We start from the raw sequence: 16,772 nt of genomic DNA, 5'->3' as shown, positions 1-16,772 counted from the left end.
ATGGACCTCAGCTGAAGGGAGGCGACCGTGGATCAGCGTGGACACACGATCGTGACGCTCGAGGAGCGCCGTGACGCCCTGGGTCATCACGTCTCCCTGCGGGGGCGGCTCGACTTCCACACCGTGCCGGACCTGCGCATGGTGCTGCACAGCATCGTCGACGACGGCAGCGACGACCTCCTCCTCGACCTCGCGGAGTGCGAGATCGGTGATGCGACGGGCTTCGGGGTCATCGTGGAGTGCCTGCGACGTGCCCGACGTGCGTCGCGGACCTTCTGCATCGTCGATGCCGATCCCCGCACCCACCGGCTGCTGAGGCGTGCGCGACTCGCCCACCTGGTCGGGCCGGCACCCCTGACCGTCACCGCTGCAGTGGGCTGACCTGCCACGCTGTCCCTGTGGCAGAGCAGGTGAGTCAGAGCAGGACCGAACGCGTGGGTGCCTCGCGGGTCCTCGGGCTCGATGCTGCGCGTGGCCTCGCCGTCGTCGCCATGGTCATCGCCCATGGGCTCCCCTTTGTCAGTGGCCGGATCTCGGAGTCGGCTGCCTTCGTCCTCCAACAGGTCAACGACCTCGCCTCGCCGCTGTTCGCCCTGGTCATGGGAGTGGCCGCCGGCCTGGTCTTCCGCCGGAGTGACGCCGCGCGCGGGGACGCTCGAGCCGTCGTCAAGGGGCTTGCGCTGATCCTCCTGGGGACCCTGCTCGAGCAGCTCGACCACTGGGTGGCCGTCATCCTGCACATCCTGGGCCTGCTGCTCATCCTCGGCACACCGCTCCTCCGTCTCGCCGCGCGCTGGTTGCTCGGCCTCGCTGCAGCCCTGTTCGTGGCCGGGCCCTGGGTCATCCGGGCAGCCACCCGCGCGGCAGGAGGAGTGGCCGGAGGCCAGCCGCCCGACGCACCGTGGGCGACGAACCCGCTCGTGCAGTGGGTGGTCCTCAACCCCCACTACCGGGTGCTGACGCTCCTGCCCGTCTTCCTCGTCGGGGCGGTGCTGGCGCGTCGAGGGCTCCGCGACGAGCGCACGGCGTGGTGGTGCGCCCTCGTGGGGCTGGGCATGGTTTGGGCCAGCTTCGCGGCCGAGCTCCTGGGCCACCCGGTGCGCTTCTCGGGTGACCTCCCGGACCAGGTGCAGGAGAACGGACTGGCGCTCGCGGCATACGGGATCGTCATGGTGACCGGTCTCGCGAGGGTCGGGCAACGACCGCTGTATGCCGTGCTGCGCCAGCTCGCGCTGCTCGGCCGGGTCGCGCTGTCGCTCTACGTCGGCCACGTCCTGCTGCTGGTCCCCCTCATCGCGCCCTTCCCCGAGGGCGGGTGGGCCGCCATGGTGATCCTGCTCTCGCTCTCGCTGGGAACGGCGTGGGGGTGGGCGCGCCTCATCGGGCAGGGCCCGGTGGAGTGGGCGCTCGAGCGGATCGCGCCGCCACGGCACGCAGGAGCGGTGCTCCCGGCGTGAGCACTCTCACCGCCTGAGACCCTGTCTCGACCGGTGGCCCGCAGGTAGCGTCCACGACATGCCCGAAGACCGTTCTGCCGAGCCGGTGTCCGACGCCGCCGAGCCCTCCCGTCCCGAACGCGACCGTCCCTGGGTCATGCGCACGTATGCCGGCCACTCCAGTGCGGCCGCCTCGAACGCGCTGTACCGCCGCAACCTCGAGAAGGGCCAGACCGGCCTGTCCGTGGCCTTCGACCTGCCGACGCAGACGGGTTACGACCCCGACCACGTCCTGGCTCGGGGCGAGGTCGGCAAGGTCGGCGTCCCGATCTCGCACATCGGTGACATGCGGGCCCTCTTCGACCAGATCCCGCTCGGGCAGATGAACACGTCGATGACGATCAATGCGACCGCGATGTGGCTGCTGGCGATGTACCAGGTGGCGGCCGAGGACCAGGCCACCGCCGCGGGCGAGGACCCCGCCGAGGTCGTCAGGGCGCTGGGGGGCACGACGCAGAACGACATCATCAAGGAGTACCTGTCGCGCGGGACCTATGTCTTCGCGCCGGCTCCCTCGCTGCGGCTCATCACGGACATGGTGTCCTACACGGTCTCCGACATCCCCAAGTGGAACCCGATCAACATCTGCAGCTACCACCTGCAGGAGGCCGGCGCCACGCCCGTGCAGGAGATCGCCTACGCGATGTCCACGGCGATCGCGGTGCTCGACGCCGTGCGTGACGCCGGGCAGGTTCCTGCGGAGCGCTTCGGTGAGGTCGTCGCCCGGATCTCCTTCTTCGTCAACGCCGGCGTGCGCTTCGTCGAGGAGATGTGCAAGATGCGGGCGTTCGTTGAGCTCTGGGACGAGCTCACGCGCGAGCGCTACGGGGTGAGCGACCCCACGCAGCGGCGCTTCCGCTACGGGGTCCAGGTCAACTCACTCGGGCTCACCGAGGCTCAGCCCGAGAACAACGTGCAGCGCATCGTCCTCGAGATGCTCGCGGTGACCCTCTCCAAGGGTGCTCGGGCCCGCGCCGTGCAGCTGCCGGCCTGGAACGAGGCCCTGGGACTGCCGCGCCCGTGGGACCAGCAGTGGTCGCTGCGCATGCAGCAGGTGCTGGCCTACGAGTCCGACCTCCTGGAGTACGACGACCTCTTCGAGGGCTCGGCCGTGGTCGAGGCGAAGGTGGCGGAGCTCGTCGCTGGTGCCAAGGCAGAGATCGCCCGGGTCGCCGAGCTGGGCGGCGCCGTCGCCGCGGTCGAGAGCGGCTACATGAAGTCGGCGCTGGTCTCCTCGCACGCGTTGCGGCGTCAGCGCATCGAGGCCGGCGAGGACGTCATCGTCGGAGTCAACAGGTTCGAGACCACCGAGCCCAACCCGCTCACCGCTGACCTCGACACGGCCATCCAGACCGTCGACGCGGGCGTGGAGGCAGCTGCCGCAGCCGCCGTGCGCGAGTGGCGCGAGAGGCGCGACGCCGACCCGGCCAAGCGCGACCGTGCTGCCGCAGCACTGGCGCACCTGCGTGAGGTCGCCGAGACGGACGAGAACCTCATGGAGGCCTCTCTCGAGTGCGCCCGCGCCGAGGTGACCACAGGGGAGTGGGCCCAGGCGCTGCGTGACGTGTTCGGTGAGTTCCGGGCGCCCACGGGCGTCACGGGCTCGGTCGGCCTGACCGGAGGCGCGGCGGGCGTCGAGCTCTCGGCCGTGCGCGAGCGGGTGGCCGGGCTGCGCGACGAGCTGGGCGAGACGCTGCGCCTTCTGGTGGGCAAGCCGGGACTCGACGGACACTCCAACGGGGCAGAGCAGATCGCGGTGCGCGCCCGTGACGCGGGCTTCGAGGTGATCTACCAGGGCATCCGGCTCACGCCGGAGCAGATCGTCGCGGCTGCGGTCTCCGAGGACGTGCACTTGGTCGGCATCTCGATCCTGTCGGGGTCCCACATGGAGCTGGTCCCCGAGGTGCTCGACGGACTGCGCGAGGCCGGTGCCGGTGACATCCCGGTCATCGTGGGGGGGATCATCCCCGAGTCCGATGCCCTGAAGCTCAAGGCGCTCGGGGTGGCCGAGGTCTTCACGCCCAAGGACTTCGGGCTCAACGACATCATGGGTCGCTTCGTCGACGTCATCCGCGACTCCCGGGTCGGCTCCTAGCGCCCACGGCGACCTGGATTGTGCGGTACAGGCTCAGTTGCTCCTTCGTCGCAAACGCCTGCACCCCACAATCCATGTGGCCGAACTGAGGCACCCACCCACTACCAGAGGCAGGGGTCAGAAGTGGGTGTTGCAGTAGGGGGAGGGGCTGCCGTCCGCCAGTGCCGCGAACCGGCGCACCGCATCCTCGGTGCCCTCGAGGCGGTCCGCGCGTGCGAGGACGTCCACAGGCACGTCCCCGAGGTACAGCGCGCCGAGCGTCTCGACGTCCAGGGTGACCTCGGGCTGCGCGGAGCTGGGCGCGGCCGTCGCGCGTCCACCGCCCGCCTCGACCCGCACGGTGCCGTCGGCGTGGCCGAGCTCATCGATCACCCGCACGACGAGTTCGCCCTCGCCGGACCAGGGACGGGCCTCCAGGCATGCCACGAGGTCGAGGATGCGCACCCACAGGTGGTCGCCCACCGACGTGACCCGGCGGACGCGGTGGTCGACCAGCGCGTGCTGGAGCGGGTCGATGACGGGAGCAGGTGCCGTCACGACTTCCGCGAGGTCGATGTCCGCGAGGAACCGCCAGAGCCCGAGGTGCGCGGCTGGACCGGCCGTCACCATGTCTCGCACCTCGACCTCACCGACCTCGTCCTTGCGCTTCATCGCGTAGGCCACGAAGCCATCCGGCTCACCCCCGGCGTCGAGGTGCACGGCCAGGCGCTGCTTGCGGTCCTCGCTCATCTCGTCCCAGTCGTAGCCCTTGAGCCACTCCTCGTAGTAGGTGGGGCGTCCCACGCTTCCGCGCGTGACCTCATGGTGACGGGCGAACACCTTCTCGAGGAGGGGCCATGCCTCCGTCGCAGGAACGATGACGACTCGGCCGTCGTCGGCGAGCCTCTCGCGCAGCCGGAAGCGTGGTGACGTGTCCACGCGGACACGGGCCTCTCGGGTCGCGGGGCCGAAGCCGAATCGTTGGTAGATCGACCCCTCTGACGCTGTGAGCACCGCGAGGGGAGCACCATCGGCGACAGCGGCGTCGAGGTTCTCGGTCATGAGCCGGCGCATGAGTCCCCGGCGACGGTGGGTCGGCGCCACCGTGACGTCGGTGATCATCCACGCAGGGACGACTGCGGCGCCGGTGTTGATGGTCTTGACGATGTGGCCGAAGGTCGCGACTGGCACAGCGTTCGAGAGCCCGGCGACGGGTGCCTGCCACACGCCGCGGTTGACCGCACCGTCCGCCCGCTGCGACTGCAGCCACCTGGTGCCGAACTCCTCGGTGGGGCTGCCCTGGTGGAAGCCGCGCATGACGGCCTCCAGCCAGCCGGTGACCCGGGCGGCGCCTTCCTCGCTCTCGTCATGGAGGTCGAGCGTGGCAGAGGTCAGGTCGTCGGTCACCCGCCCAGTCGACCATCGCCCGAGGCGCACTGTCGAACGCATTCCGGGCACACGGCATACGGACGGCTTGTCGGCCCGACGTGGGAAGGTGGAGGAGTGAGCGATTTGTTCTGCCCCGCGACCCTGCTGGTCGCGCGTCACGGAGATGCCGACTACCCGCACGCCAGGGTGCTGTCAGACGATGGGGGATGGCTGACCGACAAGGGTGGGCAGCAGGTGCGCGAGCTGGCGGAGTCGCTGCGCCTGCGCAACGTCGCCGGGGTCTACACGAGCCGCATGCAGCGGGCGGTGGATTCGGGCGCCGTCGCCGCCGAGGTGCTCGACGTCGCTCCGCGCATGGTCGAGGGGCTCCAGGAGTTCTCGGTCGGAGCGCTCGCAGGGCGTGACCACGACGACCCCGAGCTCTTGGAGGTCTTCGAGTCGTGGAAGGCCGGTGAGCTCGACACGTTCATCCCGGGCGGTGAGAGCGGTCGCGAGGTGCTCGACCGCTACCGGGCGGCCCTGGAGGAGATCTCGGACCAGCACCGCGGAGAGACCGTGCTGGTCTTCTCGCACGGCGGGGTCATGTCGTTCTGCCTGCCGCGGATGGGCCGCAACGTGCGCAACGACCTGGCGGCACGGCAGTTCCTGCCCAACTGCGCCGTGGCCGAGGTGTCGATCGACGCCGACGACGTCACGATCCTGTCCTGGCCCGGGAGCGCCGACCGAGCGGTGGTCTGAGGGGTTGTTGGCGCTCCTCAGAAGAGGCGGTGCTCGCTGTTGTCGATGCCCTTGAGGTCGTCGTAGTCGAGGACGACGCAACGTATGCCGCGGTCCTCGGCAAGCGTGCGTGCCTGCGGCTTGATCTGTTGCGCGGCAAAGATGCCGACGACGGGACGCAGGTGCGGGTCGCGGTTCATCAGCTCGAGGTAGCGCGTGAGCTGCTCGACGCCGTCGATGTCGCCACGCCGCTTGATCTCGACGGCCACCGTCGCACCGGCGCCGTCCTTGCACAGGATGTCGACAGGACCGATCGGCGTCATGTACTCGCGGCGGGTGAGGGTGTAGCCGTCGCCGAGGGTCGTGATGTGCTCCGCGAGCAGCCTCTGCAGGTGCGCCTCGACGCCGTCCTTGACGAGGCCGGGGTCGACACCGAGGTCATGGCTGCTGTCGCTGTGGATCTCGTGCAGCCTCACCCGCAGGCGGTCCTCGGACTTGGCGTGCTGGACCACCCAGACCGCCGTGACGCCCTCGGCCAGCTCTGCCTCCTCGGGCTCGACCTCCGCCATCGCGCACGGCGGCGACATCCAGTTGAGCGGCTTGTAGGACCCGCCGTCGGAGTGGATGAGCACCGAGCCGTCGGCCTTGACCATGAGCAGCCTCGTCGCCAGCGGGAGGTGGGCCGTCAACCGTCCGTCGTAGTCGACGCTGCACTTCGCAATCACCACTCGCACCGGGTCACCCTAGTCGCCCTCGGTCGGGCAGCGCGGGTCGCCCGGGAATGCATCAGGCCGCTCGCGACTTGCACCACGTGATGCGGGTTCATCGATGTGCGCCGCGACCATGATCCGACGACCACATCCCAGGAGCCAGCACCATGCCAGCGCGACCCGCCCCCTCGTTGTCCGCCGAACCCGTTGAGGGGACCGGCGGTGTCGGAGTCCTGACCGAGCCGCGGCCCGACGCTGCCCCGAGCACAGCACCGGCCTCCCTTCCGGCGAAGGCGCCGGCTCTCGTCGGCCGCGCCTACGTCCGGATGGTCCTCGTCCTCGGCGCCCTGGTCGCCCTCGGTCCGCTGACCATCGACACCTACCTGCCGGCGCTGCCGACGCTTGCCGACGACCTCGGCGCCAGCGAGCCGCAGGTGCAGTTCACCCTCACCGGCATCATGCTCGGCCTGGGTCTCGGCCAGCTCGTCCTCGGCCCGGTCTCCGACGCGGTGGGGCGGCGCCGGGTCATGCTCGGCGGCATCGCCGCGCACGCCACGATGTCGGTGCTCGCCGCTTTCGCGCCGTCGATCGAGATCCTCACCGCCGTGCGCATCGGTCAGGGAGTCTCCGGCGCGGCGGTCGCGGTGACGGCGATGGCCGTCGTGCGTGACCTCTTCTCGGGTCGCCGCGCGGCCGGGCTGCTCAGCCACCTCACGCTCGTCATCGGCGTGGCGCCCATCCTCGCGCCGTCGCTCGGCGGACTGCTGCTCCAGCTCACCGGCTGGCGCGGGATCTTCGTCTTCCTCGCCCTGATGGCCGTCGTGCTCTTCGTGGTGGCGCTGCGCGGGATGGACGAGACGCTGCCGGTCCAGCGCCGCCGCCCTGCCCGGATCGGCGCGACCCTGCGCACGTATGCCGGCCTGCTGCGGGACCGGCCCTTCGTCGGCCTCGTGCTGCTCGCCGGCCTGATGTTCAGCGCGCTCTTCGCCTACGTCGCCGGCTCGTCCTTCGTGCTCCAGGAGTACTACGGCCTGGACGAGCAGCAGTTCGGCATCCTGTTCGGCGTCAACGCGGCCGGACTCATCATCGCGACCCAGGTCAACCCGTTCCTGCTGCGCAGGTGGGAGCCCCAGCACATCCTCACCGGCGGGGTCGCCCTGGGCATGCTCGCGACGACCGGCCTGCTGGTGGCCGCCCTGACCAACGCGCCACTCGTCCTCGTTCTCGTGCCGCTCTGGTTCGTGATGTTCGCCGTCGGACTGTCCTTCCCCAACACGCCGGCGCTCGCCCTGTCTCGGCACGGGGAGGCAGCCGGCTCAGCAGCCGCCCTCCTCGGCGCCATCCAGTTCGGCATGGCCAGCATCATCACCCCGCTCACCGGCCTGGTCAGCACGGGGAGCGCGGTGGGCATGGCCGTGGTCATGACCGGGGCTGTGTGGCTCGCGGCACTCGTCCTGCTGGTCCTCGTGCGGCCGTGGAGTCTCGTCGCGGAGCAGGACGAGTCGGCCGCCGTCACGGCGTCGTCGGCGAGCTGACGGATGTCGCGGCAGGTGGGGGTGGGCAGGCTCACGTCGGCGCGGTGACGACACGCCGCCACCACTCTGGGAGACTCGCCACCATGTCACGGAAGTTCACCAAGGTTGGCGTCATCGGACTGGGCACCATGGGTGCCGGCATCGTGGAGGTGTTCGCGCGCAACGGTATCGACGTCGTCGCGGTGGACATCACCGATGCAGCCGTCGAGCGGGGGCGGTCGTTCCTCGCCAAGTCGACGGGGCGCGCGCTCGACCGCGGCAAGATCGACCAAGCCGCTCACGACACCCTGCACGCCCACGTCAGCTATGCGACCGACTTCGAGGCGCTCGTGGACTGCCAGCTCGTCGTCGAGGCGGTGCCCGAGCAGCTGGAGCTCAAGAAGGAGATCTTCGGCAGGCTCGACTCGATCGTCGCCGCAGACGCCATCCTGGCGACGAACACCTCCTCGTTGCCCGTGACCGAGATCGCTGCGTCGACGAGCACCCCGATGCGCGTCGTCGGCATGCACTTCTTCAACCCCGCTCCGGTCCTGCAGTTCGTCGAGGTCATCCGCACGGTCATCACCGCGGACGACGTCTTCGAGGACGTCAAGGCGCTGGCGGAGCGCCTCGGCAAGAAGCCGGTCATCGTCGGTGACAAGGCCGGGTTCATCGCCAACGCGCTGCTCTTCGGCTACCTCAACCACGCGGTGTCGATGTTCGAGAGCCGCTACGCCACGCGCGAGGACATCGACGCGGCCATGAAGCTCGGCTGCGGCTACCCGATGGGCCCGCTGGCACTGCTCGACCTCATCGGTCTCGACACGGCATACGAGATCCTCGACACGATGTACAAGCAGGGCCGCGACCGCCTGCACGCCCCCAGCCCGATCATCAAGCAGATGGTGTCCGCCGGCCTCACGGGGCGCAAGACGGGACGCGGCTTCTACACCTACGCAGCGGCCGGCTCGCCCGAGGTGGTGGCGGACGCCCAGACGCCGTCCACCGGAGTCGCCGACGGCGTGACGTTGCGCGAGGTGTCCTCCGTCGGAGTGATCGGGTCGGGCACCATGGCGACCGGCATCATCGAGGTCCTCGCCAAGGCCGGGAAGTCGGTCACCTTCGTCGCCCGTAGTGAGGACAAGCTCGCCGGGGTCCGTGCGGCCATCGAGAAGTCGCAGGCGCGGGCCGTCGAGAAGGGCCGGGCCACCCAGGAGGAGGTCGACGCGCTGCTGTCGCGTCTGCACCCCACGACCTCGCGCGCCGACCTCGCCGAGGTCGACCTGGTCGTCGAGGCGATCGCCGAGGACCTCGACGTCAAGCAGGAGCTCTTCCGCGAGCTCGACGTGATCTGCAAGCCGGGGGCGATCCTGGCCACGACCACGTCCTCACTGCCGATCATCGAGTGCGCGCGTGTCACGTCACGACCCCAGGACGTCGTCGGCATGCACTTCTTCAACCCCGCCCAGGTGATGAGGCTCGTGGAGGTCGTGCACACCGTGTCGACCGGCGACGACGTCGTGGCGACCGTCCAGGAGCTCTGTCGCGAGATCGGCAAGCAGCCGGTGACCTGCGGCGACCGGTCGGGCTTCATCGTCAACGCGTTGCTCTTCCCCTACCTCAACGACGCGATCAAGATGCTGTCGGCCAACTACGCCACGGCCGACGACATCGACACCGCGATGAAGACTGGTTGTGGCCTTCCGATGGGGCCGTTCGAGCTGCTCGACGTCGTGGGCCTCGACGTGTCGCTGGCCATCGAGCGCGAGCTCTACATCGAGTTCCGGGAACCGGGCTACGCGCCGGCGCCGCTGCTCGAGCACCTCGTGACGGCGGGCTACCTGGGCCGCAAGACCGGACGGGGTTTCCGCACCTACGCCTGAGCGCCGCCGGCCCCCTCGCTGCTCGACTGACTGCCCGTTCGGCTGCTTCCAGCAGCGGTGAGCCTCGCGTCTTCCTGGCCGAACGGGCAATCGGTCGGTGTCGTCGGTAGCCTCCGCGTGTGAGTGCTTCCCCTGCGACCTCGACCTCGACCTCGACCTCCCAGCTGCCCGACCGCGCCCGCGTCGTCATCATCGGTGGCGGGGTCATCGGGGCCTCGATCGCCTACCACCTGGCGCACGAGGGCGTGACCGACGTCGTCCTCGTCGAGCGCGACCGCCTGACGAGCGGCACGACATGGCACGCGGCCGGGCTGATGACCTGCTTCGGCTCCACGAGCGAGACCCTGACCGGCATCCGGCTGTACTCCCGCGACCTGTTCACACGCCTCGAGGCCGAGACGGGCCTGTCCACCGGGTTCCGTCCCGTCGGTCTCATCGAGGCCGTCGGCGAGAGCGACCGGCTCGAGGAGTACCGCCGCGTTGCGGCCTTCCAGCGCCGCCTCGGGCTCGAGGTCGACGAGATCGGCCCGCGCGAGATGGCCGACCTCTTCCCGCACGCCGACATGGACGGCCTCATCCGCGGCTTCCACGTCCCGGGTGACGGTCGCGTCAACCCCGTCGACCTCACCATGTCGCTCGCCCGAGGAGCCAGGAACCTCGGCGTGCGCATCGTCGAGGGCGTGACGGCCGGTGACGTCCTCACCCGCCCCGACGGGGCGCTCCCGCGCGTCACCGGCCTGCGCACCAGCGCGGGAGACATCGAGTGCGAGACCGTCGTCAACTGCACCGGCATGTGGGCCCGCCAGCTGGGGGAGCGGCACGGCGTCGTCATCCCCAACCAGGCCGCCGAGCACTACTACCTCATCACCGACACGATCCCCGGGCTCGACCCCAACGGCCCGGTCTTCGAGGACCCGGCGCGCTACGGCTACTACCGCGAGGAGGGCGGCGGCATGATGGTCGGCCTGTTCGAGCCGGTCGCGGCGCCCTGGCAGCTCGACGGGATACCGGACGACTTCTCGTTCGGCACGCTTCCGCCGGACTGGGAGCGGATGGCCCCGGCTCTCGAGGTCGCGATGTCGCGGGTGCCTGTCACGCTCGACGCCGGCGTCCGCACGTTCTTCTGTGGTCCGGAGTCGTTCACCCCTGACCGGCTTCCCGCCGTGGGTGAGGCGCCCAACCTGCAGGGCTACTTCGTTGCGGCGGGCCTGAACTCCGTCGGCATCCTCAGCAGCGGAGGGCTGGGACGCGTTGTCGCACAGTGGATCTCGACGGGCCGCCCCGACGTGGACGTCACCGCCATCGACGTCGCCCGCTTCATGCCGCACCAGCTGCACCGTGACTATCGCGAGAGCCGGGTCATGGAGGTCCTGGGCAGGACCTATGCCGCCCACACTCCCGGCATCGAGCTCGTGACCGGGCGCGGGACCTTCGTGTCACCGGTCCACGACGAGATGGTCGCCGCCGGCGCCCGGCTCAAGGACGTCTCCGGCTGGGAGAGTGCCGACTGGTATGCCGGTGACGGACAGACGCCGCAGCTCACCCCGTCCTGGGGTCGCCAGCCGTGGTTCGACCGCTGGGCCGACGAGCACCGGGCCGTCCGGCAGGCCGTGGGCCTCATCGACATGTCCTTCATGGCGACGTTCGAGGTCACCGGCGTGGATGCCGGTGCCGTGCTGGAGAGGGTCAGCACCGGCCACGTCGACGGCGATGCCGGCCGGATCACCTACACGCAGTGGCTCGGCCCCGACGGCGGCATCGAGGCCGACCTGACGGTGACCAAGCGCGGGCCCAACGACTTCCTCGTCGTCGCATCGGACACCGCCCACGGCCACACGCTCGCCTGGCTGCGCCGACAGATCGGCGACGCGGACGTCGCCATCGAGGACGTCACTGAGGCGACCGGCCAGCTCAACGTGCAGGGTCCGCGCTCGCGTGAGCTGCTCGCCACCCTGACCGACGCCGACCTCTCGAACGACGCCTTCGCCTTCCGTGACGCCCGCACGATCACCGTCGCCGGGGTCGAGGTGCTCTGCGTGCGCATCACCTATGTCGGGGAGCTCGGCTACGAGCTCTACATCGCGCGCGACGACACGGCCACGGTCTGGAGCGCTCTGCGCGAGCGTGGCACGGCATACGGGCTGGTGCCTGCCGGCCTTCGGGCGCTCGGGTCCCTGCGCCTCGAGAAGGCCTACCGCGACTACGGGCACGACATCGACAACACCGACACCGTCGGCATGGCCGGGCTCGGGTTCGCCGTCGACCTCGGCCACGACTTCATTGGGCGTGACGCCGTGGTCGCCGAGCGTGAGAGCCCGCGCCACGACAAGCTCGTCCAGGTGCTGCTCACCGACCCTGAACCGCTGATGTTCGGGGCGGAGGTCCTGCTGCGCGACGGGCAGCCGGTGGGTGACGTGCGCTCGGCGTCCTACGGCTGGACGCTGGGTGGGGCGGTGGGTATCGCCTCCGTCACGGCGGACGAGCCGGTCACCAAGGACTGGCTCGACGCTGGCACCTGGGAGGTCGACGTCGCGGGGACCAACGTTCCGGCCACGGTCTCACTGCGGCCGCTCTATGACCCGACGAGCGCACGCGTGCGCGCCTGACCCGCTGGTCACTTCAACGCGGTCAGGCCCGGTCCATCGAGGTCGGGCAGCGCCGCGTTTCGTCCAGAGGTCAAGAGCAGGAGCGACAGGGCAGGCCCGTGGACCTGGGGCCCGTCGCCGATGACGATGTCGGCGTCGGTGGCCCGCAGCCGCACACCCGCGATGCGCTGCTTGCCGCCGCCGAGACCCACCGACGTGCGGGCCTGGTAACGCAGGGAGCGCTCGACCGTTTCGACGGGATAGGACCTGGTGATGCCGAGGGGGCGCCGGATGTCCTCGCCGTGGACGACCTCTTCGACGAGGCGGCTGTCGAGGGGAGCCGGTGGTCCGGAGCGGCGGTGGGCGACCTCGCGCAGCCCCTCGAGGGTGTCGGCCGCGGTCTCTCCGAGCTCGCGCTCGACCCCCATGGCGTTCTGGCGGTCGAAGTTGAAGCGCGCCAGCGCCATCGCGACGACGATGCGCATCGGTGTCGTCCGGGCGTTGTCGACGAGGTGCGCCGCGACCTGACGCACGGTCCACTCGTGGGACAGCGACTGGACCTCCCATTGGTCCTTGTCGAGGACGGCGAGATCCCTCAGCAGGGCCACCCGCTCGTGGTGCACGAGCTCCCAGACATCGCTCACCCGTCCAGCCTGTCAGGTTGCGCGGCTCGGCGGTCTGGGACGATCGACCCATGCCCCGCGCCAACCGACGTCGTCGAGACGACGTGCCCCTGGCCCTGGGGCGGCTGGGACGGGGTGGGACGACGAGCGAGATGTATGCCGGGCAGCGCTGGTCCGTACGACACCTCACCGGGCAGTCCTCGGACCGGACATACCTGTGCCCCGGCTGCGAGCAGGACATCGTGCCCGGCACGCCGCACGTCGTGGCCTGGCCGGACGAAGGGGTCGGTGGCGTCGGTGACCGCCGCCACTGGCACACTCCGTGCTGGGCGGCGCGAGAGCGCAGGCATCCCCGAGGCGCGATCCGCTGACCTGCGGCGACGTCGACATAGGCTGACGTTCGAGGAGGTCACGTGAACCTGAGCTGGGGCAAGAACTCGGTCCGCAACTGGCGTGAGTACCGCATCCGTCAACGCGAGGCCCTGCGAGAGAGCAACCGCATCCGCCACGAGGACGAGCACCTGGAGCACAGCCTCCTGCACGACGTGCTGGGTGAGGAGGGTGCTGCGGAGAGCTCCACCACAGGTGAGGCTGCGGACACTGACGCCTCGGACACCCCCGGGGTCCTCGGGCGTGCCGCGACGTCGGAGTCGTCCGGGATCACGCAGTTCGGCGAGATGGGGCGACCCATGAACCGCCACTCGCCCTTCCTCCTCGGCTTCGTCGGCGCCATCGGCGCGCTGCTCGCCCTCGGTCTGTGGCACTCGCTGGGGCGGTTGGCCACGACCATCACGATCCTCCTCGTGGCCCTCTTCCTCACGCTGGCGCTCAACCCCATGGTCGAGTGGCTCGGTCGCCGGGGCCTGGGTCGTGCCCTGTCCGTCGGCATCGTCTTCGCGGGCCTCATCGTCGTCTTCGTCCTGCTCGGCCTGCTGGTCTTCCCGCCGGTCGTGTCCCAGGGCAGCGAGCTGGTCCAGCAGGCGCCGACCTATCTCGACCGCGTCCTCAACGCCAGCTGGGCCAAGGAGCTCAACAAGAACTACGACGTCGTCGACAAGATCCGCGAGGAGTTCAACAAGCGCATCACCGACCAGTCGTTCCTCAGCTCCGTGCTCGGCGGGGTGCTCGGTGCCGGCCGCGCCGTCCTCAGCGGCGTCTTCCAGACCTTCACGATCCTCATCCTCACGCTCTACTTCCTCTCCTCGCTGCCCAAGATGAAGCGCACGGCCTACGCGATGGTCCCGGCCAGCCGCCGCAACCGCGTCGAGCAGCTGAGCGAGGAGATCATGCGGCGCACCGGCTCCTACGCCATCGGCCAGGTCGCCATCGCGACGATCAACGCGATGCTCAGCTACGTGATGATGCTCATCCTGGGCATTCCGTATGCCGCGGTGCTGGCCGTCGTCGTCGGCTTCGTCGGGCTCATCCCGATGGTCGGTGCGACGCTCGGGGCGGTGCTGGTCTGCTTGGTCGCGTTCTTCGACGAACCGCGCATCGCCCTCTTCGCGGCGATCTACTACATCGTCTACCAGCAGGTCGAGAACTACGTCATCGCGCCCAAGATCATGCAGCGGACGGTCTCGGTGCCCGGTGCACTGACCGTCGTGGCGGCCCTCGCCGGCGGCACCCTGCTCGGAGTCCTCGGCGCCCTGCTCGCCATCCCGGTGGCTGCCGCGCTGCTCCTCCTCGTCGAAGAGGTGCTCATCCCGCGCCAGCGCCACCAGTAGGAGAACGACTTATTGCCCGTTCGGCCGGCTCCCAGCATCCTGAAACGGTGCCGGGAAGGTGGCCGAACGGGCAATAAGTCGTCGGGGGGTCAGGCGTCGCGGAAGCGGTTGATCTCGGTCTCGAAGCGGGCGCGCTTCTCGGGATCGGTGATGCCCAGGCCCGCCTCGGGGGCGAGGGTGAGGACACCGACCTTGCCCTGGTGCGCGTTCTGATGCACGTCGAGTGCGGCCTGTCCGACCTCGTCCATCGGGTAGGTCTTGGACAGCGTCGGGTGGATGAGGCCACGCTCGATGAGCTCGTTGGCCTCCCAGGCCTCGCGGTAGTTCGCGAAGTGCGAGGACTTGATGGACTTGAGGTTCATCCACAGGTAGCGGTTGTCGTACTCGTGCATGAAGCCCGACGTCGACGCACAGGTGACGATCGTGCCGCCCTTGCGCGCGACGTAGACACTCGCACCGAAGGTCTCGCGGCCGGGGTGCTCGAAGACGATGTCGACGTCGTGCCCACCGGTGAGCTCACGGATCTTCTTGCCCAGGCGCTGCCACTCCCTGGGGTCCTGCTCGGTGTTCTCGTCGTTCCAGAACCTGTAGCCCTCCGCGTTGCGGTCGATGATGAGCTCGGCACCCATGGCGCGGCAGAGTTCGGCCTTCTCGGGTGAGGACACGACGCAGATCGGGGTCGCACCGGCGGCGAGCGCCATCTGCGTCGCGTAGGAGCCGAGGCCGCCCGAGGCGCCCCAGATGAGCACGCGGTCACCGAGCTTGAGGGCGGCACCGTTCTTGGAGATGAGCTGCCGGTATGCCGTGCTGTTCACCAGACCGGGGGAGGCCGCCTCCTCCCAGCTGAGGTGGGTCGGCTTGGGCATGAGCTGGTTGGTCTTGACGATCGCGAGCTCGGCGAGGCCACCGAAGTTGGTCTCGAAGCCCCAGATGCGCTGCTGCGGGTCGAGCATCGTGTCGTTGTGGCCGTCCGCGTCCTCGAGCTCGACGGAGAGGCAGTGGGCGACGACCTCGGTGCCGGGCTTCCACTTGCGCACGCCCGGGCCCGTGCGCAGCACGACACCGGCGAGGTCGGAACCGACCACGTGGTAGGGCAGGTCGTGCCGCTTCGCGTACTCGCTCGTGCGTCCGTAGCGCTCGAGGAAGCCGAAGGTCGAGACCGGCTCGAAGATCGAGGTCCACACCGTGTTGTAGTTGATCGCACTGGCCATGACGGCGACGAGGGCCTCACCCGGGGCGAGCTCGGGGACCGGGACGTCGTCGACGTGGAGCGACCTGCGGGGGTCCTTGTCGCGGGAGGCGAGCCCCTCGAACATGTCCACCTCGTCCTTGTGGACGGTCACCGCGCGGTAGGTCGCGGGGATGGCGAGGTTCGCGTAGGTCTCCTCGCTACGGTCACCGCTGAGGATGGCGTCGCGGATCTGGTCCATGAGAGGGGTGCTCCTTGATCTGGGTGGTCAGGTCAGGTGATGCAGGTGGTGCGTCCCACTGATTGCCCGTTGGGAGAGTGGCTAGCTGTCCTCGCAGCTCTCCCAACGGGCAATCAGTGGGAGTGGGGGGCTGGTTCGACGAGCTCGACGAGGATGCCTCCGGCGTCCTTGGGGTGGATGAAGTTCACCCGCGAGCTGGACGTGCCGCGCTTGGGCTCGTCGTAGAGCAGGCGCAGCCCACGCTCGCGCAGCGTGGCGCTGACACCGTCGATGTCGTCCACGCGGTAGGCGACCTGCTGGACGCCGGGCCCGGAGCAGTCGAGGAACTTCGCGATGGTCGACTCGGGGGAGAGAGGGGCGAGCAGCTGGACGTGGGAGCCCGAGTCGCCGACGGCCATCATCGCCTCGCGCACCCCCTGCTCCTCGTTGACCTCCTCGTGCGCCAGCGTCATGCCATAGGTGTCGCGGTAGAAGGCGATCGCCTCGTCGAGGTCGCTGACGGCGATGCCGACGTGGTCGATCGCCGTGAACAGGGGGGTGTCGGCGGAGGGCTGGTTCATGCCCCAGAGCCTAGGGACGTGCACGTCGCCCAGACAGGTCTTGGAGGTGTGGTGCTCGCCACCT

The 16,772-nt window shown here is 69.7% G+C and carries 14 protein-coding genes; 9 read left to right on the top strand and 5 right to left on the bottom strand.

The features are described 5' to 3' along the window. The first annotated feature begins 27 nt into the window (after nt 1-27). From ASG74_RS05980 to ASG74_RS05970, 3 genes are read left to right on the top strand one after another with little or no spacing between them, the layout of a single operon-like run. Entirely contained in the window at nt 28-381 is a 354-nt protein-coding gene (locus tag ASG74_RS05980) for an STAS domain-containing protein (protein WP_235498840.1), read from the top strand. A 29-nt stretch (nt 382-410) separates the two neighbouring features. Further along, on the top strand, nt 411-1,457 hold the full coding sequence (locus tag ASG74_RS05975; RefSeq protein ID WP_235498839.1) for a heparan-alpha-glucosaminide N-acetyltransferase domain-containing protein: 1,047 nt from the start codon (nt 411-413) through the stop codon (nt 1,455-1,457). Between the two features lie 58 nt (nt 1,458-1,515). Further along, a complete protein-coding gene (locus tag ASG74_RS05970) occupies nt 1,516-3,591 on the top strand; it encodes a protein meaA (protein ID WP_082569554.1) in 2,076 nt (691 codons plus the stop codon). A gap of 117 nt (nt 3,592-3,708) precedes the next feature. Here the strand turns inward: ASG74_RS05970 and ASG74_RS05965 are convergent, their stop codons facing one another. Next, nucleotides 3,709-4,977 carry a GNAT family N-acetyltransferase gene (locus tag ASG74_RS05965; RefSeq protein ID WP_056140173.1) on the bottom strand — a complete coding sequence of 423 codons (1,269 nt, stop codon included), beginning with the start codon at nt 4,975-4,977 and terminating at the stop codon, nt 3,709-3,711. Nucleotides 4,978-5,073: 96 nt separating this feature from the next. Between ASG74_RS05965 and ASG74_RS05960 the strand changes: the two genes are divergently transcribed. After that, the gene (locus ASG74_RS05960; protein WP_162252785.1) at nt 5,074-5,697 is read left to right on the top strand and encodes a histidine phosphatase family protein; all 624 of its coding nucleotides are present in this window, start codon (nt 5,074-5,076) and stop codon (nt 5,695-5,697) included. A gap of 17 nt (nt 5,698-5,714) precedes the next feature. On the opposite strand, the gene nucS is transcribed toward ASG74_RS05960, so the two are convergent. Further along, the gene (gene nucS, locus ASG74_RS05955) at nt 5,715-6,410 is read right to left on the bottom strand and encodes an endonuclease NucS (RefSeq protein WP_056140168.1); all 696 of its coding nucleotides are present in this window, start codon (nt 6,408-6,410) and stop codon (nt 5,715-5,717) included. Between the two features lie 143 nt (nt 6,411-6,553). On the opposite strand from nucS, the gene ASG74_RS05950 reads away from it, so the two are divergent. The 3 genes from ASG74_RS05950 (at nt 6,554) to ASG74_RS05940 (ending at nt 12,389) form a co-directional block, all read left to right on the top strand. Beyond that, the gene (locus ASG74_RS05950; protein WP_082569552.1) at nt 6,554-7,921 is read left to right on the top strand and encodes a multidrug effflux MFS transporter; all 1,368 of its coding nucleotides are present in this window, start codon (nt 6,554-6,556) and stop codon (nt 7,919-7,921) included. Between the two features lie 83 nt (nt 7,922-8,004). After that, entirely contained in the window at nt 8,005-9,783 is a 1,779-nt protein-coding gene (locus ASG74_RS05945; protein WP_056140165.1) for a 3-hydroxyacyl-CoA dehydrogenase family protein, read from the top strand. Between the two features lie 119 nt (nt 9,784-9,902). Beyond that, nucleotides 9,903-12,389, top strand: coding sequence for a GcvT family protein (locus ASG74_RS05940; protein ID WP_056140162.1), 2,487 nt, complete (start codon nt 9,903-9,905; stop codon nt 12,387-12,389). Between the two features lie 8 nt (nt 12,390-12,397). Here ASG74_RS05940 and ASG74_RS05935 read toward each other — a convergent pair whose 3' ends face one another. After that, nucleotides 12,398-13,012 carry a maleylpyruvate isomerase family mycothiol-dependent enzyme gene (locus ASG74_RS05935; RefSeq protein ID WP_056140159.1) on the bottom strand — a complete coding sequence of 205 codons (615 nt, stop codon included), beginning with the start codon at nt 13,010-13,012 and terminating at the stop codon, nt 12,398-12,400. Between the two features lie 50 nt (nt 13,013-13,062). On the opposite strand from ASG74_RS05935, the gene ASG74_RS16870 reads away from it, so the two are divergent. Both ASG74_RS16870 and ASG74_RS05930 read left to right on the top strand, forming a co-directional pair. Next, nucleotides 13,063-13,362 (top strand): hypothetical protein, encoded by a 300-nt coding sequence (locus ASG74_RS16870; protein WP_082569551.1) that lies wholly within the window; start codon nt 13,063-13,065, stop codon nt 13,360-13,362. Nucleotides 13,363-13,404: 42 nt separating this feature from the next. Beyond that, nucleotides 13,405-14,718: an AI-2E family transporter gene (locus ASG74_RS05930; RefSeq protein ID WP_056140157.1), complete on the top strand. Its 1,314-nt coding sequence runs from the start codon at nt 13,405-13,407 to the stop codon at nt 14,716-14,718. A gap of 89 nt (nt 14,719-14,807) precedes the next feature. Here ASG74_RS05930 and ccrA read toward each other — a convergent pair whose 3' ends face one another. Continuing rightward, a complete protein-coding gene (gene ccrA / locus ASG74_RS05925) occupies nt 14,808-16,148 on the bottom strand; it encodes a crotonyl-CoA carboxylase/reductase (protein WP_056140155.1) in 1,341 nt (446 codons plus the stop codon). A gap of 113 nt (nt 16,149-16,261) precedes the next feature. After that, nucleotides 16,262-16,708 (bottom strand): methylmalonyl-CoA epimerase, encoded by a 447-nt coding sequence (gene mce / locus ASG74_RS05920; protein WP_056140153.1) that lies wholly within the window; start codon nt 16,706-16,708, stop codon nt 16,262-16,264. Nucleotides 16,709-16,772: the final 64 nt, after the last annotated feature.

This window comes from Knoellia sp. Soil729 (assembly GCF_001427985.1).
Classification (GTDB): Bacteria; Actinomycetota; Actinomycetes; order Actinomycetales; family Dermatophilaceae; genus Knoellia.
This window is presented reverse-complemented; position numbering and strand designations above follow the sequence as displayed.

Excerpts from the sequence above, each read along its gene's own strand:
- ASG74_RS05970 (WP_082569554.1), top strand. The coding sequence starts at position 1,516 with ATGCCCGAAGACCGTTCTGCCGAGCCGGTGTCCGACGCCGCCGAGCCC.
- mce (WP_056140153.1), bottom strand. The coding sequence starts at position 16,708 with ATGAACCAGCCCTCCGCCGACACCCCCCTGTTCACGGCGATCGACCAC.
- ASG74_RS05945 (WP_056140165.1), top strand. The coding sequence starts at position 8,005 with ATGTCACGGAAGTTCACCAAGGTTGGCGTCATCGGACTGGGCACCATG.
- ASG74_RS16870 (WP_082569551.1), top strand. The coding sequence starts at position 13,063 with ATGCCCCGCGCCAACCGACGTCGTCGAGACGACGTGCCCCTGGCCCTG.
- ccrA (WP_056140155.1), bottom strand. The coding sequence starts at position 16,148 with ATGGACCAGATCCGCGACGCCATCCTCAGCGGTGACCGTAGCGAGGAG.
- ASG74_RS05950 (WP_082569552.1), top strand. The coding sequence starts at position 6,554 with ATGCCAGCGCGACCCGCCCCCTCGTTGTCCGCCGAACCCGTTGAGGGG.